At 39.1% G+C, this 16,393-nt stretch carries 17 protein-coding genes and 7 tRNA genes; 23 read left to right on the top strand and 1 reads right to left on the bottom strand.

The window, feature by feature from the left end:
* The first annotated feature begins 5 nt into the window (after positions 1 to 5).
* From QU01_RS05635 to QU01_RS05585, 11 genes are all read left to right on the top strand, one after another.
* Positions 6 to 485 carry an RDD family protein gene (locus QU01_RS05635; protein ID WP_033762738.1) on the top strand — a complete coding sequence of 160 codons (480 nt, stop codon included), beginning with the start codon at positions 6 to 8 and terminating at the stop codon, positions 483 to 485.
* A 2-nt stretch (positions 486 to 487) separates the two neighbouring features.
* Entirely contained in the window at positions 488 to 2,749 is a 2,262-nt protein-coding gene (locus QU01_RS05630) for an LPS-assembly protein LptD (protein WP_033762740.1), read from the top strand.
* Between the two features lie 13 nt (positions 2,750 to 2,762).
* Complete coding sequence (locus QU01_RS05625; protein WP_033762741.1) at positions 2,763 to 3,467, top strand: phosphoribosyltransferase; 705 nt, start codon at positions 2,763 to 2,765, stop codon at positions 3,465 to 3,467.
* A 2-nt stretch (positions 3,468 to 3,469) separates the two neighbouring features.
* Complete coding sequence (locus QU01_RS05620; RefSeq protein WP_033762742.1) at positions 3,470 to 5,536, top strand: polyribonucleotide nucleotidyltransferase; 2,067 nt, start codon at positions 3,470 to 3,472, stop codon at positions 5,534 to 5,536.
* Positions 5,537 to 5,668: 132 nt separating this feature from the next.
* Complete coding sequence (locus tag QU01_RS05615) at positions 5,669 to 5,986, top strand: F0F1 ATP synthase subunit C (protein ID WP_000669961.1); 318 nt, start codon at positions 5,669 to 5,671, stop codon at positions 5,984 to 5,986.
* Between the two features lie 70 nt (positions 5,987 to 6,056).
* Positions 6,057 to 6,143, top strand: a tRNA-Leu gene (locus QU01_RS05610).
* A 53-nt stretch (positions 6,144 to 6,196) separates the two neighbouring features.
* Positions 6,197 to 6,283 (top strand) — tRNA-Leu (locus QU01_RS05605).
* 297 nt (positions 6,284 to 6,580) lie between these two features.
* A complete protein-coding gene (gene cysE / locus QU01_RS05600; RefSeq protein ID WP_033762743.1) occupies positions 6,581 to 7,096 on the top strand; it encodes a serine O-acetyltransferase in 516 nt (171 codons plus the stop codon).
* A 262-nt stretch (positions 7,097 to 7,358) separates the two neighbouring features.
* Positions 7,359 to 7,643 carry an IceA2 protein gene (locus QU01_RS05595; protein WP_033762744.1) on the top strand — a complete coding sequence of 95 codons (285 nt, stop codon included), beginning with the start codon at positions 7,359 to 7,361 and terminating at the stop codon, positions 7,641 to 7,643.
* 326 nt (positions 7,644 to 7,969) lie between these two features.
* A complete protein-coding gene (locus QU01_RS05590; protein WP_033762745.1) occupies positions 7,970 to 8,959 on the top strand; it encodes a DNA adenine methylase in 990 nt (329 codons plus the stop codon).
* A 102-nt stretch (positions 8,960 to 9,061) separates the two neighbouring features.
* Positions 9,062 to 9,730: an HAD family hydrolase gene (locus QU01_RS05585; RefSeq protein WP_033762746.1), complete on the top strand. Its 669-nt coding sequence runs from the start codon at positions 9,062 to 9,064 to the stop codon at positions 9,728 to 9,730.
* A gap of 10 nt (positions 9,731 to 9,740) precedes the next feature.
* On the opposite strand, the gene QU01_RS05580 is transcribed toward QU01_RS05585, so the two are convergent.
* Positions 9,741 to 11,477: an ABC transporter ATP-binding protein/permease gene (locus QU01_RS05580; RefSeq protein WP_033762747.1), complete on the bottom strand. Its 1,737-nt coding sequence runs from the start codon at positions 11,475 to 11,477 to the stop codon at positions 9,741 to 9,743.
* A gap of 184 nt (positions 11,478 to 11,661) precedes the next feature.
* Here QU01_RS05580 and QU01_RS05575 point away from each other — a divergent pair.
* The 12 genes from QU01_RS05575 to rplJ all read left to right on the top strand — a co-directional run bounded on the left by QU01_RS05575 (position 11,662) and on the right by rplJ (position 16,351).
* A tRNA-Thr gene (locus QU01_RS05575) sits at positions 11,662 to 11,737 on the top strand.
* 27 nt (positions 11,738 to 11,764) lie between these two features.
* A tRNA-Tyr gene (locus QU01_RS05570) sits at positions 11,765 to 11,849 on the top strand.
* A gap of 15 nt (positions 11,850 to 11,864) precedes the next feature.
* A tRNA-Gly gene (locus QU01_RS05565) sits at positions 11,865 to 11,941 on the top strand.
* A gap of 30 nt (positions 11,942 to 11,971) precedes the next feature.
* Positions 11,972 to 12,046, top strand: a tRNA-Thr gene (locus QU01_RS05560).
* A 126-nt stretch (positions 12,047 to 12,172) separates the two neighbouring features.
* A complete protein-coding gene (gene tuf / locus QU01_RS05555; protein ID WP_001040572.1) occupies positions 12,173 to 13,372 on the top strand; it encodes an elongation factor Tu in 1,200 nt (399 codons plus the stop codon).
* Between the two features lie 33 nt (positions 13,373 to 13,405).
* Positions 13,406 to 13,564 carry a 50S ribosomal protein L33 gene (gene rpmG / locus QU01_RS05550; protein ID WP_000865159.1) on the top strand — a complete coding sequence of 53 codons (159 nt, stop codon included), beginning with the start codon at positions 13,406 to 13,408 and terminating at the stop codon, positions 13,562 to 13,564.
* A 39-nt stretch (positions 13,565 to 13,603) separates the two neighbouring features.
* A tRNA-Trp gene (locus QU01_RS05545) sits at positions 13,604 to 13,679 on the top strand.
* A 142-nt stretch (positions 13,680 to 13,821) separates the two neighbouring features.
* Positions 13,822 to 14,001 (top strand): preprotein translocase subunit SecE, encoded by a 180-nt coding sequence (gene secE, locus QU01_RS05540; RefSeq protein ID WP_000362123.1) that lies wholly within the window; start codon positions 13,822 to 13,824, stop codon positions 13,999 to 14,001.
* A 29-nt stretch (positions 14,002 to 14,030) separates the two neighbouring features.
* Positions 14,031 to 14,558, top strand: coding sequence for a transcription termination/antitermination protein NusG (gene nusG / locus QU01_RS05535; RefSeq protein WP_001846772.1), 528 nt, complete (start codon positions 14,031 to 14,033; stop codon positions 14,556 to 14,558).
* Between the two features lie 15 nt (positions 14,559 to 14,573).
* Positions 14,574 to 14,999, top strand: a complete 426-nt coding sequence (rplK, locus tag QU01_RS05530; protein ID WP_001085997.1) for a 50S ribosomal protein L11 — start codon at positions 14,574 to 14,576, stop codon at positions 14,997 to 14,999.
* Between the two features lie 44 nt (positions 15,000 to 15,043).
* Complete coding sequence (gene rplA, locus QU01_RS05525; protein WP_001085839.1) at positions 15,044 to 15,748, top strand: 50S ribosomal protein L1; 705 nt, start codon at positions 15,044 to 15,046, stop codon at positions 15,746 to 15,748.
* A gap of 108 nt (positions 15,749 to 15,856) precedes the next feature.
* Positions 15,857 to 16,351 carry a 50S ribosomal protein L10 gene (rplJ, locus tag QU01_RS05520; protein ID WP_001171774.1) on the top strand — a complete coding sequence of 165 codons (495 nt, stop codon included), beginning with the start codon at positions 15,857 to 15,859 and terminating at the stop codon, positions 16,349 to 16,351.
* Positions 16,352 to 16,393 lie beyond the last annotated feature (42 nt).

The following is a 16,393-nucleotide window of genomic DNA, read 5'->3' as shown; positions in this document are numbered from 1 at the left end:
TTTAAATGCGCTCTCCAAATTTAGAAAAAGAAGAAACTGAAATCATAGAAACACTCCTTATGCGTGAAAAAATGCGTTTATGCCCCTTGTATTGGCGCATCTTAGCGTTTTTAACCGATGGTTTGTTAGTGGTGTTTTTATTGAGCGATCTTTTAGGGGCGTGCGATTTTTTGCATTCTTTATACTGGCTGACTAACCCCATTTATCACAGCGCGTTTGTCATAGTGAGTTTTATCATCTTGTATGGCGTTTATGAAATCTTTTTTGTGTGTTTGTGCAAGATGAGTTTGGCTAAATTGGTTTTTAGGATTAAGATTATTGATATTTATTTGGCAGATTGCCCCAGTAGGGCTATTTTATTGAAGCGTTTAGGGTTAAAGATCGTGGTTTTTCTATGCCCCTTTTTATGGTTTGGGGTGTTTAAAAATCCCTATCATAGGGCATGGCATGAAGAAAAAAGCAAAAGTCTTTTGGTGTTGTTTTAATCATGATTTATTGGTTGTATTTGGCGGTCTTTTTTTTGTTGAGCGCATTAGAGGCTAAAGAAATCGCTATGCAACGATTTGACAAACAAAACCATAAGATTTTTGAAATCCTTGCGGATAAAGTGAGCGCTAAAGACAATGTGATAACCGCATCAGGGAATGCGATCTTATTGAATTATGATGTGTATATTCTAGCGGACAAGGTGCGTTATGACACTAAAACCAAAGAAGCGTTATTAGAGGGGAATATCAAGGTTTATAGGGGCGAGGGTTTGCTCGTTAAAACCGATTATGTGAAATTGAGTTTGAATGAAAAATATGAAATCATTTTCCCCTTTTATGTCCAAGACAGCGTGAGCGGAATTTGGGTGAGTGCGGATATTGCTAGCGGGAAGGATCAAAAATATAAGGTTAAAAACATGAGCGCTTCAGGGTGCAGCATTGATAACCCCATTTGGCATGTCAATGCGACTTCAGGCTCATTCAACATGCAAAAATCGCATTTGTCTATGTGGAATCCTAAGATCTATGTCGGTGATATTCCTGTATTGTATTTGCCCTATATTTTCATGTCCACGAGCAATAAAAGAACTACTGGGTTTTTATACCCTGAGTTTGGCACTTCCAACTTAGACGGCTTTATTTATTTGCAACCCTTTTATTTAGCCCCCAAAAACTCATGGGATATGACCTTTACCCCACAAATCCGCTATAAAAGGGGTTTTGGCTTGAACTTTGAAGCGCGCTACATTAACTCTAAAGACGACAGGTTTTTATTCAACGCGCGCTATTTTAGGAATTACACCCAATACGTCAAACGCTATGATTTGAGGAATCAAAATATCTATGGTTTTGAATTTTTAAGCTCCAGCAGGGACACTTTACAAAAATACTTTCATCTTAAGTCTAATATTGACAACGGGCATTACATTGACTTTTTATACATGAATGATTTGGACTATGTGCGTTTTGAAAAGGTTAATAAGCGTATCACAGACGCCACGCACATGTCTAGGGCGAATTATTATTTGCAAACAGAAAACAATTATTACGGCTTGAATATCAAGTATTTTTTAAACCTGAATAAAATCAACAATAACCGCACTTTCCAATCTGTCCCTAATTTGCAATACCATAAATATTTAAATTCTTTGTATTTTAGGAATTTATTGTATTCGGTGGATTATCAGTTTAGAAACACCGCAAGAGAGATCGGCTATGGCTATGTGCAAAACGCTTTGAATGTGCCGGTGGGCTTGCAATTTTCTTTGTTTAAAAAGTATTTATCTTTAGGGCTTTGGAACGATCTCCAACTATCTAATGTGGCTTTAATGCAATCTAAAAATTCCTTCGTGCCTACGATCCCTAATGAATCAAGGGAATTTGGGAACTTTGTGTCTTCAAATTTTTCCATGTATGTCAATACGGATTTAGCCAGAGAATACAACAAACTTTTCCACACGATCCAATTGGAAGCGATTTTCAACATCCCTTATTACACCTTTAAAAACGGCTTATTTTCTCAAAACATGTATGCTTTAAGCGCGCAAGCTTTAAACAGCTACACTTCGCCTTTATTGAGAGATTATGATTATCAAGGGCGTTTGTATGACTCGGTGTGGAATCCTAGCAGTATTTTACCTATCAATGCGAGCAATAAGACGGTGGATTTAACCCTAACGCAATACCTTTATGGCTTAGGGGGGCAAGAGTTATTGTATTTTAAAATATCGCAACTCATCAATCTTGACGATAAAGTTTCGCCCTTTAGAATGCCATTAGAGAGCAAGATCGGGTTTTCGCCCTTAACGGGATTGAATATCTTTGGGAATGTCTTTTATTCGTTTTATCAAAACCGCTTAGAAGAAATTTCTGTGAACGCCAATTACCAACGCAAGTTTTTAAGCTTTAACCTCTCTTATTTTTTAAGAAACAATTTTAGCAGTGGGATTAATAGCATTGTAGAAAATCCTGCGGATTATTTAAAGGCGGGTTTTAGCAACGACTTTGGCTATTTTTCCATGAGCGCGGATGTGGGTTATGACATTAGAAACAATGTGGTTCTAAGTTGGAATGTGGGGATTTATAAAAAAATCCGTTGTTTTGGGATTGGCTTTCAATTCGTCAACCAACGACGCCCTATTCTCACCGGCGATCCCAACCAACCTATAAGAGTGTTTGAAAATAACTATGTTAAGTTAGAATTAGACTTTTCACCGATCACTAAAACCAATGTAACTTACCGCTCTTTACAGCGTAAGTAAAAAAGGAATAGATTTGAATACGGACTTTAGCCATATCACCGATATAGAGAGCATGCGTTTTATTAATGAAGAAGACGCTTTAAACAAATTGATTAATGAAATCCACACGCGCCACATTGATTTAAAAGATTCCATCATGCTCGCTTTGAGTTTTAACGCTCTGTATTTAGCTCACGCTTTAGCGCAAAAATTTGGAGCGACTTATGATATACTTTTTTTAGAACCTATCCTAGCCCCTTTAAACTCAAAATGCGAGATCGCTTTAGTGAGTGAGAGCATGGATATAGTGATGAATGAAAGTTTGATCAATTCTTTTGACATCACTTTAGATTATGTTTATGGGGAAGCCAAGCGGGCTTATGAAGAAGACATTTTGTCTCACATCTATCAGTATCGCAAAGGCAATGCGATCAAAAGCTTGAAAGATAAAAATATTTTTATCGTAGATAGGGGGATTGAAACCGGGTTTAGAGCAGGGTTAGGCGTGCAAACTTGCTTGAAAAAAGAATGCCAAGACATTTATATTTTAACCCCCATTCTCGCGCAAAATGTCGCTCAAGGCTTAGAAAGTTTGTGCGATGGGGTGATTAGCGTGTACCGCCCTGAATGTTTTGTCTCTGTGGAGCATCATTATAAAGAACTCAAGCGATTAAGCAATGAAGAAATTGAAAAATACTTGGGCGCTAACAACGCGCCTAATTTAAAAAAGGAACATTAAATATGGATTTTATCACCATCAATTCTAGCAACAAAACCGAAGAATTCGCTCTCAAACAAGTGGCCAAACAAGCCACCAGCTCTCTTTTATATCGCTTAGGAAAAACCATCATTTTAGCGAGCGTGTGCACAGAAAGAGAGCCTGTGAGTGAAGATTTTCTGCCTTTAGTGGTGCAGTTTTTAGAAAAATCTTATGCAGCCGGTAAAATCCCGGGCGGTTTTGTTAAAAGAGAAGGTAGGGCACAAGATTTTGAAATCTTAACCTCTAGGCTCATAGATAGGACTTTACGCCCTTTATTCCCTAAAGATTACCGCTACCCTACCCAAATCACTTTAATGGTTTTAAGCCATGATATTGAAAATGACTTGCAAGTCTCTGCTTTAAACGCCGCTTCAGCCGCTCTCTTTTTAGCCCATATCGCTCCTATTAAAAGCGTGAGTGCTTGCAGGATTGCTAGGGTGGATAACGAATTTATCATTAACCCTAACACAAGCCTTTTGAATCAATCCAGTTTGGATTTGTTCGTGTCCGGCACAAAAGAGAGTTTGAACATGATAGAAATGCGCTCTTTGGGGCAAAAATTAAACGCTTTAGAAGAGCCTTTAATGCTAAAAGCTTTAGAATTGGCTCAAAAAAGTTTAAAAGAAACTTGCACGCTTTATGAAGAGGTTTTCACGCCTCACCAAAACGAGCTGCTTTTTAAAGAAAGCCAAGGAATAATTTTTAATGAAAGGCTGTTAGATTTATTAAAAAATCAGTATTTTAATGAAATCATCAAAGGCATTGAAAGCTCTGCTTTGAGCGAGCGAGAAAATGTTTTCAATGAAATTGCCAGAAAAATCAGTGAAGCCCACTCAGAATTTGGTTTAGAAGAAATTGAATGGTCTTTAGAAAAAGTGAAAAAAACCGAGATCAGGCGCATGATCATTAAGGATAAAATCCGCCCGGACAAGCGCGCGTTAGAAGAAGTGCGGCCCATTTCTATAGAGAGCGGTTTGCTCCCTATGGCGCATAGCTCTATTTTATTCACTAGGGGGCAGACTCAAAGCCTGGTCGTGGGGGTTTTAGGCACGGATAATGACGCTCAAACCCATGAGAGTTTGGAGCATAAAACCCCTATAAAAGAACGATTCATGTTCCATTACAATTTCCCTCCTTTTTGCGTGGGCGAAGCGAGCTCTATTGGCGCGACTTCAAGGCGCGAATTAGGGCATGGGAATTTAGCCAAAAGAGCCTTAGAAACGAGCATTAAAAATAAAGAGCAGGTGATACGATTGGTTTCTGAGATTTTAGAAAGCAATGGTTCAAGCTCAATGGCGAGCGTGTGCGCAGGTTCTTTAGCCCTTTATGCAAGCGGTGTGGAGATCTATGATTTAGTCGCTGGGGTGGCTATGGGCATGGTGAGTGAAGGGCAAGATCACGCCATTTTAAGCGATATTAGCGGCTTAGAAGATGCAGAAGGCGATATGGACTTTAAGATTGCCGGGAATTTAGAAGGCATTACGGCCATGCAAATGGATACCAAAATGAGCGGTATCCAATTGGAAATCTTATACCAGGCCTTACTCCAAGCCAAAAGGGCGCGAGAACATATTTTAAAAATCATGCATGAAGCGAAAGAAAAGATTGTGATCAATTTTTCGCATTTGCCCATGACTGAAATTTTTAATGTCGCGCCGGATAAAATTATAGAAATTATCGGTCAAGGGGGGCGTGTGATTAAAGAAATAGTAGAAAAGTTTGAAGTTAAAATTGATTTGAATAAACCGAGTGGTGAAGTGAAAATCATGGGGAATAAAGAGCGTGTTTTAAAAACTAAAGAATTTATTTTAAATTATTTGCATTCTTTAGATCAAGAATTAGAGCAATACGCTATTGATGAGGTGTTAGAAGCTCAAGTGAAGAGAATCGTGGATTTTGGGGCGTTTTTAAGCTTGCCTAAGGGGGGTGAAGGCTTGTTAAGAAAGCAAAACATGGACAGGTGTCAAGTGGTTTTAAAAGAAGGCGATAGTATCAAATGTAGGGTGATTAGTTTCAATAAGGGTAAAATCGCTTTAGATTTGGCTTAAAATTTTAAAAAGCGTTTTTTAAAAGCGTTTTTAAGCTAGTTTGTAGTAAAATAAATTCTTGCTTGTATTTTTGAAAGTAGAGGAACGATTCGAAATGAAAATCAAGCCTAATTTTTGAAACGGAGTGCGAAAATGAAATTTTTAGCGTTATTTTTTCTGGCTTTAGCGGGCGTTGCTTTCGCTCATGATGGTGGAATGGGTGGGATGGATATGATTAAATCTTATTCTATCTTAGGGGCAATGATCGGTTTAGGGATTGCCGCTTTTGGTGGGGCGATCGGCATGGGGAATGCGGCCGCAGCGACCATTACAGGCACAGCGAGAAACCCAGGAGTGGGCGGTAAATTGCTCACAACCATGTTCGTGGCCATGGCGATGATTGAAGCGCAAGTGATTTATACTCTAGTGTTTGCTATTATCGCTATTTATAGTAACCCATTCTTAAGTTAAGGGTTTTTTGTTGGGCTAAATTATTGCTTAAAAAGCATGATTTAGCTATAATATCTGTTTTAAATTTTTAGCACTGGTGGTGGAATTGGTAGACACGCCATCTTGAGGGGGTGGTGGGAGCAATCTCGTGCGAGTTCGATTCTCGCCCAGTGCACCATTAAGTTTCTTTAAGGAATAAGTGGGTATAATCTCACACTTTGCTCTATATACGCCGAAGTGGTGGAATTGGTAGACACGCTAGACTCAAAATCTGGTGGGAGCAATCCCGTGTCGGTTCGAGTCCGACCTTCGGCACCACTACTAGTAATTTTTTTCAATCTGCTTTTTATTTTTTTCGTTTAAAATAGTTTTATCCCAAATAAATGCCAAATGAATGATGGATTAGTGGGTTTTTTAAGCCTTTTTTAAAGGGTTGTTAAGAGAATTTGAAAAAATTAAAAAAGAGAGCGTTTTACTCTATTAATTTTACTCCATTAAAAGGAGTGTGAGTTTGTGTATAATGGCAAGAAAAATTTATCAAGTTTTATTGGAATGGATGAGAAAAATCTGCTTAAGTCATGTTGATTCAAATATATTCCAACCGGAGACTCTGTCATGCTAGATCTGTCTTATAGCCTGGAGCGTGTCTTGCAAGAAGACCCGGCAGCTAGGAATAAGTGGGAGGTGCTCTTGCTTTATCCGGGCATTCATGCACTGCTTTGTTACCGCCTAGCGCATGCGTTGCACAAGCGGAGGTTTTACTTCATTGCGCGCGCGCTTTCTCAGTTAGCGCGTTTTATCACTGGGATAGAAATCCACCCGGGCGCTAAGATTGGGAGAGGGCTTTTTATTGATCATGGCATGGGTGTGGTGATTGGTGAGACCACAGAGATTGGAGATGATGTTACCATTTATCATGGCGTAACTCTAGGGGGAACGGGCAAGTTCAAGGGCAAGCGCCACCCTACTTTAGGCAACCGAGTGGTAGTGGGGGCAGGGGCTAAGGTCTTGGGCGCGATTTGCGTGGGCGATGATGTGAAGATTGGGGCTAATGCGGTAGTGCTTTCAGATTTACCCACAGGTTCTACGGCTGTGGGTGCTAAAGCTAAAACCATCACAAAGGATTGTTGATTTTAGATAAGCGGTTGAGCTAATTTGCGCGATGTGGGTTATTTTGAGGTAAATTGATCAATGAGACTGATTTTATGAGAGTTAAGCGGGTTTGTTATTAAGCTATTTTTTAGGGATTTTGTGATAAAATACTCAAATACTCAAATACTCAAATACTCAAATACTCAAATACTCAAATAAGGTTTATCTGTTAGTTAGGCTATAGACTAGACTGGTAGTTTGATGTTGGGTATATCACAATTTATATTTTAGGAGGTTTATAATGGCGATTGTAGTTAAAGTCGTTAATGGCAAAATACAGGAATTTGAGAATGGTATCCATAAGAGAACTTATGGTAGTAATATTGTAGCTGCAGATACTGATGGGCATATTGTTGCTGCTGTTACTGCAAAGGGTAAGGTAGAAGAATTTGAGAATGGTATCCATAAGGGAACTTATGGTAGTAACGCTATTAATGTGCAAGTTTCAGGTGGTGTAGTGGCTGTAACCACATCAAAGGGTAAAGTGGAAGAATATAAGAATGGTAGTTATAAAAGAACCTACTAGAAAATAGGGTAATAGCGGCAAAAGCTTTGATGCATTCAGCTAGTGGGGGTGTCGCTGTTTTTCTAGCGGTGTTTTAATGAGCAGTTGCGATAGAAAAAGTCTTTGTTTATAATAGGGGGTTGTCTCGTTGTTTTAATGAAGCGATTGGTAGAGCGTGCGGTATTAAAAAAACGATCATTGTTTCACATAGGATTGATTAGTTGGTTTTAAGATTATTTTAATCGTGGGGGTTAGGACTTATTCATAATCAAGTTATGTTACAATACATAAAATTTAATTTTAATAATAGCCATACTTATTTTAAAGAAGCATACAAACACAGATCAATGAACTACATCGGCTCTAAATACAAGCTCATTCCCTTTATTAAAGAAAATATCCATGCGGTTGTAGGGGACAACCTTTCTGGTGCGATTTTTTGTGATCTATTCGCTGGGACGGGCATTGTGGGGCGCGCGTTTAAAAAGGCTGTCCATAAAATCATCGCTAATGATTTGGAATATTATAGCTTTGTTTTGAATCAAAATTATATCGGCAACATTCAAGAAATCCCTAATAAAGAAGAGCTTATTGATGAAATTAATAGCGTTGCTTTAAAAAAAGGCTTTATTTATTCGCATTATTCTTTAGGGGGGGGTTCAAGGCAGTATTTTAGCGAAACAAACGCTCAAAAAATTGATGCGATGCGTTTAAAAATTGAAGAGCTTAAGCTTTCTCAAAACATTGATAATTGCGCGTATTATTTTTTGCTCGCATCGTTATTAGAAAGTGCGGACAAGGTGGCTAACACCGCTTCAGTTTATGGGGCTTTTTTAAAACGCCTTAAAAAAAGCGCTCAAAAAGAACTCATCTTAAAAGGCGCTCATTTTGATTTGAGTTTAAACGCTAACGAAGTGTATCAGCAAGACGCTAGCGAGTTGATCGGAAAGATTTCAGGGGATATTTTGTATTTAGATCCCCCTTACAATGCGAGGCAATACGGGGCGAATTACCATTTATTAAACACGATAGCTGCTTATACGCCCTTTACTCCAAAAGGCAAAACCGGATTGCCCAGTTATCAGAAATCCTCTTTTTGCTCTCGTTCTCAAATCTTAAACGCTTTTGAAAATTTAATCAAAACAGCGCGATTCAAATACATCTTTTTAAGCTATAACAATGAAGGGCTTATGAGTGAGACAGAGATTAAAAATATTTTAAAAAAATACGGCACTTACTCCTTAATGACCAAAACCTACATGCGTTTTAAAGCGGATAACAAACACGCCCATAAAGCCGTGCACACCAAAGAGTGTTTGCATATTCTTATCAAATAAGAGTCAAGATAGCCCAACCTTTAAAGGGCAAAAATAATCGCTTAAATACCGCTTGAATAAGGTAAAATGAATCCAAAATAAGCCTATAAAAAAGGGGAAATCATGGCGCTTGAAGTGGTTTTATGGGATTTTGATGGCGTGATTTTTGACAGCATGCATTTAAAAAGTGAAGGGTTTAAGGCGTTGTTTCAAAAGCATGGCAACAAGAATCAAGAGAGTTTGAAGCAATTTGAAGTTTATCATTATCAAAGTGGGGGGATTTCAAGGAATGAAAAAATCCAATATTTTTATAACGAGATTTTAAAAACCCCTATCGCTCAAGAAGAAGTGGATGCGTTAGCCCTAGAGTTTGGCGTTATTATAGAACAAAAGCTTTTTGATAGGGGGCATTTGAATAGCGAAGTGATGGCGTTTATTGATAAGCATTATAAAAATTATATTTTCCATATCGCTTCAGCGGCCTTGCATAGCGAATTGCAAGTGTTGTGCGAGTTTTTAGGGATCGTTAAGTATTTTAAGAGCGTTGAAGGGAGTCCGCCTAATAAACCTAAAATCATCGCTAATATCATTCAAAAATACGCCTACAACCCAAGCCGCATGCTAATGATAGGCGATAGCGTCAATGACTATGAAAGCGCTAAAGCTAATGAAGTGGCGTTTTTGGGTTACAACAGCAAGGTTTTGAAAAATTTAGTGGGGCAAGATGGCTATCAAGGGAAGTATTTAGAGAGCTTTAAAGGGTTTGATTTGCAAAATTTCATGAAAGAGTGAAGCTGCTTGATTAGCCAAGCTTGTCTTTGTGCTGGCTCATGTCAATGATGACTTCACAGCGTTCAATCGTGCTTAAGCGGTGGGCGATAACGATTAGGGTTTTATCTTTGGCGATTTGATAGATTTCATCCATGATTTTACTCTCGGTTTCATTGTCTAGGGCTGAAGTGGCTTCATCTAAAACCAAAATTTCAGGGTTATCGTATAAGGCTCTTGCAATGCCTATGCGCTGTTTTTGACCGCCGCTAAGCTTAGCGCCCCCTTCGCCCACTTGGGTTTTAAGGCCCTCATGCTCGCATAAAAAATCATAAATATGAGCCATTTTGCACACCTTAATCAAGCGTTTTTCATCTATAGCGCTCCCAAAAGCGATATTATCCCCCACAGTGCCATCAAAAAGGTAAATATTTTGGGGGATATAGCCTATTTTTTTACGCCATGAGCGCCTGTTTTCGTTGGTTAAAAGGGTGTTATCAATAAAAATTTCCCCACTTTTAGGGTAGGTAAGCCCCATAATAATATCCGCCAGCGTGGATTTTCCGCACCCGCTATGGCCTATGAGAGCGACTTTTTGACCTTTTTGAATGGTGAGGTTGAAATTTTTTAAAACCGGGTGTTTTGACTTATAAGCGAATGAGATGTTTTGAAGAGTGATTTTTTTATTAAAGTCTAAAGGGACTAAATCCTCTTCAACGATGGTTTTAGTAAGGCTTTTAAAAACAATGTTAGTCGCAAGCTGGTTGTAAGCGATTTCATTGTATTGATTCAAAACGCCAGTAACAGAAGGGAGCGTGCGATAAAGCGCTAAAGCATACATAGAAATGGTAGGAAGCACCATTTTAGCTTCGCCGTATTTGAATAAAATGTAAGCGACCGCTAAAATCAACAAACTAAAACCCACCGTTTCTAATGAATACCTGGGGACCACTTGTAAAGTGGCGTAAATGATCTCAGTGTCATGGGCTTTACGGCTATTTTCTCCAAAAAGCTTGTGGGCTTCTTCGTGGTTGTCTTTGAGTTTAGTGATTTTGAAATTGCTGAAAAATTTGGAAAAAACTTTAAGCGTTTGCGCCCTAGATTTTGCCGCTATCTCGCCCTTTTTTTGAATAAGAATGGTGATTTTTTTAGTGATGATAAAAATTTGTATAGAGATGATTAGAGTGAATACAAGCGTTAACTTCCAGTTAGTGATTAATAGCGTGGAATAGAAAAAAACGATCACGGTTAATTCGGTGAGTAGATTCAAAAAAGCGTTAAAGCTCATAAACATGCCATCCGCTTTATTATTGATAATGTCTCTTAAAGAATCCAAGTTGTGGTTAAGGTGGGAGAGGTAGTTGCTTTTAATGTGCTGTAAAAAAAGTTGTTGCTTGATTTGATAGGCTTTTTTATTGGAAAAACGCCCTTTCAAATAAGCGAAGGACACCCCATAAAACATCCTGAACAAATAAATCCCCACCAAGCAAAAACTAAAGAAATACATAAGGCGAACGGGAGATGAAAAATGGAAAAAATCATAGACCATTTTCCAGTCTTTATCGTCTAAAGCCCTACTAGGATCGGAAGCGAGAGTGATAAAAGGCATTAAGAGAGTTAGAGACATCACTTCCACAAAAGAAGAAAAAACAGCCATCAGCACAAGCAGGAAAAAAACCATTTTTTCCTTGAAAGTGATGAGCATGTAGATTTGCTTTAAAGAACGCAAAAAGTATTTTAAAGTAGAAATTTTATGTTTTTTTTTCGCCATAATTTAAGTGTCCATAAATTCTTTTATATGTAATAAGCTTGAGCTGTATTAAGCCAAATTGAGCTAGATTATAGCTAAATTTTAACCATGCTCTGTGCATACGAATAATTTAGCTTTCTGTCATCATTTCTTGACAAGTCAAGTATAAAACTGCTATAATCCCAAGTCTTTGATTATTTTAGTTGCTGGCTTAGCTCAGTTGGTAGAGCAGCTGCCTTGTAAGCAGCAGGTCGGGGGTTCAAGTCCCTTAGCCAGCTCCAGTTGAAATGTTATTGTGCAAAGTTTTTGGTGAGATACTCAAGTGGCCAACGAGGGCAGACTGTAAATCTGCTGACTATGTCTTCCGTGGTTCGAATCCACGTCTCACCACCATTTTGTTTTATAGATGCGGGAATAGCTCAGTTGGCTAGAGCATCAGCCTTCCAAGCTGAGGGTCGCGGGTTCGAGTCCCGTTTCCCGCTCCATTTTTAGGATAACATTTTAGTTTTTGAGACGCCTATATAGCTCAGAGGCAGAGCACTTCCTTGGTAAGGAAGAGGTCGGCGGTTCAATTCCGCTTATAGGCTCCAGTTTATAATCTCTTGAATGGCGATAAGACAAAAATGTCTTAAATTTTGTGGTAGCATTTAGGAATACTTAGGATTTTGTTTAGTATAATTCTAAAATCCATTTCAAAAAATTAAGGAGAAATACAAATGGCAAAAGAAAAGTTTAACAGAACTAAGCCGCATGTTAATATTGGAACCATTGGGCATGTAGACCATGGTAAAACGACTTTGAGTGCAGCGATTTCAGCGGTGCTTTCTTTGAAAGGTCTTGCAGAAATGAAAGACTATGATAATATTGATAACGCCCCTGAAGAAAAAGAAAGAGGGATCACTATCGCTACTTCTCACATTGAATATGAGACTGAAAACAGACACTATGCGCATGTGGATTGCCCAGGACACGCTGACTATGTAAAAAACATGATCACCGGTGCGGCACAAATGGACGGAGCGATTTTGGTTGTTTCTGCAGCTGATGGTCCTATGCCTCAAACCAGGGAGCATATCTTGTTGTCTCGTCAAGTAGGCGTGCCTCACATCGTTGTTTTCTTAAACAAACAAGACATGGTAGATGACCAAGAATTGTTGGAACTTGTGGAAATGGAAGTGCGCGAATTGTTGAGCGCGTATGAATTCCCTGGCGATGACACTCCTATCATAGCGGGTTCAGCTTTAAGAGCTTTAGAAGAAGCAAAGGCTGGTAATGTGGGTGAATGGGGTGAAAAAGTGCTTAAGCTCATGGCTGAAGTGGATGCCTATATCCCTACTCCAGAAAGAGACACTGAGAAAACTTTCTTGATGCCGGTTGAAGATGTGTTCTCTATTGCGGGTAGAGGAACTGTGGTTACAGGTAGGATTGAAAGAGGTGTGGTGAAAGTAGGCGATGAAGTGGAAATCGTTGGTATCAGAGCTACACAAAAAACGACTGTAACCGGTGTAGAAATGTTTAGGAAAGAGTTGGAAAAAGGTGAAGCCGGCGATAATGTGGGCGTGCTTTTAAGAGGAACTAAAAAAGAAGAAGTAGAACGCGGTATGGTTCTATGCAAACCAGGTTCTATCACTCCGCACAAGAAATTTGAGGGAGAAATTTATGTCCTTTCTAAAGAAGAAGGCGGGAGACACACTCCATTCTTCACCAATTACCGCCCGCAATTCTATGTGCGCACGACTGATGTGACTGGCTCTATCACCCTTCCTGAAGGCGTAGAAATGGTTATGCCTGGCGATAATGTTAAAATCACTGTAGAGTTGATTAGCCCTGTTGCGTTAGAGTTAGGAACTAAATTTGCGATTCGTGAAGGCGGTAGGACCGTTGGTGCTGGTGTTGTGAGCAATATTATTGAATAATATTAGCAAAAAGAGTTACCATAAAGGGTCATTATGAAAGTTAAAATAGGGTTGAAGTGTTCTGATTGTGAAGACATCAATTACAGCACAACCAAGAACGCTAAAACTAACACTGAAAAACTGGAGCTTAAGAAGTTCTGCCCAAGGGAAAACAAACACACTCTTCATAAAGAAATCAAATTGAAGAGCTAGTTCTTTCTTTTGTGTTGTGATTTAAAAGGAGGGGAGGTTAGGTCAGTAGCTCCAATGGTAGAGCGTCGGTCTCCAAAACCGGTTGTTGGGGGTTCGAGTCCCTCCTGGCCTGCCATCTACTAATTTATTCTATCAAATTTTTGTTTCAATTGGATTGTTTTTGAATTTTTTAATTTTAGTTTAAGCTATTTTGGATAAAATTGAAAATTCTTTTAATGTATAAATGTATTAAGTTTAGGTGAGGGCGAAAAGAAACTATGGATAAATGGCTCATGCAATATAAATTAGCTAGAGAAGAGCTTTCTAAAGTGATATTTCCTATTAAGGAGCAGATACGCAACGCGCTTGTTTCTGTTTTGGTGGTGGTGAGTGCTATCACGTTGTTTTTAGCTTTGTTGGATTTTTCTCTGGGGGCTTTTATCTCTAGTGTTCTATAGGTTGGTGGCTTTAAATAAGGAGAATAATGATGGATTGGTATGCTATACAAACTTATTCAGGGAGCGAGCAGTCCGTTAAGAAAGCGATTGAGAATCTAGCGAACGATCATAATATAAGAGATAGGATACAAGAGATCATTGTGCCTACTGAAGATATTATAGAGGTTTCTAAAAAAAGCAAGACGAAAGTAACGGAACGAAGCCTTTATCCTGGGTATGTTTTTATTAAGGTGGATTTGGATACGGTTTTGTGGCATAAGATACAATCTTTGCCAAGAGTGAGCCGTTTTATTGGAGAAAATAAAAAGCCAACCCCATTGAGTGAAGCGGATATTGGGCATATTTTAGAAAAAATGAATAACCGAGCAGCCCCCAAGCCAAAAATCTTTTTTGAGCAAGGCGAAGTGGTGCGCGTGGTGGAAGGTCCTTTTGCGAACTTTACCGCTACGGTGGAAGAGTATGATGTGGAACACCGCAAGCTCAAGCTCAATGTTTCTATTTTTGGTAGGAACACTCCAATAGAGATTTTGCATTCGCAAGTGGAAAAAATTATATAACTTTAAGGAGAAAACATGGCTAAAAAAGTAGTCGGAGAAATCAAACTTCAAATCCCTGCCGGTAAGGCAAACCCTTCACCTCCCGTAGGGCCAGCGTTGGGTCAAAGAGGGGTTAATATCATGGAATTTTGTAAGGCTTTTAATGAGAGAACTAAAGACATGGGGAGTTTTAATATCCCGGTCATTATCACGGTTTATCAAGATAAGAGTTTTACCTTTATCACTAAAAAGCCTCCGGTAACCGATTTGATCAAAAAAGCTTCTGGGGTTGAAAAAGGTTCTGACAACCCACTCAAAAATAAGATCGCAAAGCTCACCCACAAGCAAGTGGAAGAGATTGCGCAATTGAAAATGGAAGATTTAAACACAAGCACCATGGAAGCGGCCAAAAAAATCGTTATGGGTAGTGCTAGGAGCATGGGCGTAGAAGTTGTGGATTGATTGGGTTTTGTTGGAATTGAAAGAAATTTTTAAGGATTAGAATCGTGGCAAAAAAAGTATTTAAAAGATTGGAAAAACTTTTTTCTAAAATTCAAAACGATAAAGCGTATGGCGTAGAGCAAGGCGTAGAGGTGGTTAAATCCCTCGCTTCAGCCAAATTTGATGAAACCGTGGAAGTAGCGTTAAGGCTAGGGGTTGATCCAAGGCATGCGGATCAAATGGTGCGCGGTGCGGTGGTGCTTCCTCATGGAACAGGGAAAAAAGTAAGAGTGGCCGTTTTTGCAAAAGATATTAAGCAAGATGAAGCCAAAAACGCTGGGGCTGATGTCGTTGGCGGAGACGATTTGGCTGAAGAAATCAAAAATGGTCGTATTGATTTTGACATGGTGATCGCAACGCCTGATATGATGGCGGTTGTCGGTAAAGTGGGTAGGATTTTAGGCCCTAAAGGTTTGATGCCAAACCCTAAAACCGGGACCGTTACGATGGATATTGCTAAAGCGGTTAGTAACGCTAAAAGCGGTCAAGTGAATTTCAGGGTGGATAAAAAGGGCAATGTTCATGCCCCTATTGGTAAGGCGAGTTTTCCTGAGGAAAAAATCAAAGAAAACATGCTTGAGTTGGTTAAAACGATCAACCGCCTAAAACCCAGTAGCGCAAAAGGCAAGTATATTAGAAACGCCGCTCTTTCGCTTACCATGTCGCCTTCAGTGAGTTTGGACGCACAGGAATTGATGGATATTAAATAGCGTTAGGAGTTTTTAATCTTAGGCTGAAGATCGCAAGAGCTAAAAAGCTTAAAAATTCTTTTTTAAAAAGATAATCTTGCAGAGGTCTAGTCTAGAAAGGAGGAAAAGATGCAAAAACAACATCAAAGGCAGCATAAAGTAGAGCTAGTCGCTAACTTAAAATCGCAATTTGTAGATGCCAAAGCCCTTTTAATTTGCGATTATAAGGGTCTTAGCGTGAAAAAGTTGGAAGCTTTAAGGAATAAGGCTCGCAATCAAGGCATTAAAGTGCAAGTGATTAAGAACACTCTCGCTCATATTGCCATGAAAGAGGCCGGCTATTCTGATTTGGATTTGAAAGAAACCAATGTGTTTTTGTGGGGCGGTGATCAAATCGCTCTCTCTAAGCTCGTGTTTGATTTCCAAAAAGAGCATAAAGATCACTTTGTGTTGAAAGCGGGCTTGTTTGATAAAGAAAGCGTTAGCGTAGCTCATGTGGAAGCGGTTTCAAAACTCCCAAGCAAAGAAGAGCTTATGGGAATGTTGCTTTCTGTTTGGACGGCTCCGGCGCGTTATTTTGTTACGGGTTTAGACAATTTGCGTAAAGCGAAAGAAGAAAACTAAGAGCCTGTGATGGCTTTAATTTAAAAAAATTTGAAGGATTGG

Origin of the sequence: Helicobacter pylori SA221C (assembly GCF_000476855.1) — a bacterium.
Lineage (GTDB): Bacteria > Campylobacterota > Campylobacteria > Campylobacterales > Helicobacteraceae > Helicobacter > Helicobacter pylori_DK.
Note: the sequence above shows the minus strand (reverse complement) of the source record. Positions and strands in the feature narration are given on the sequence as shown.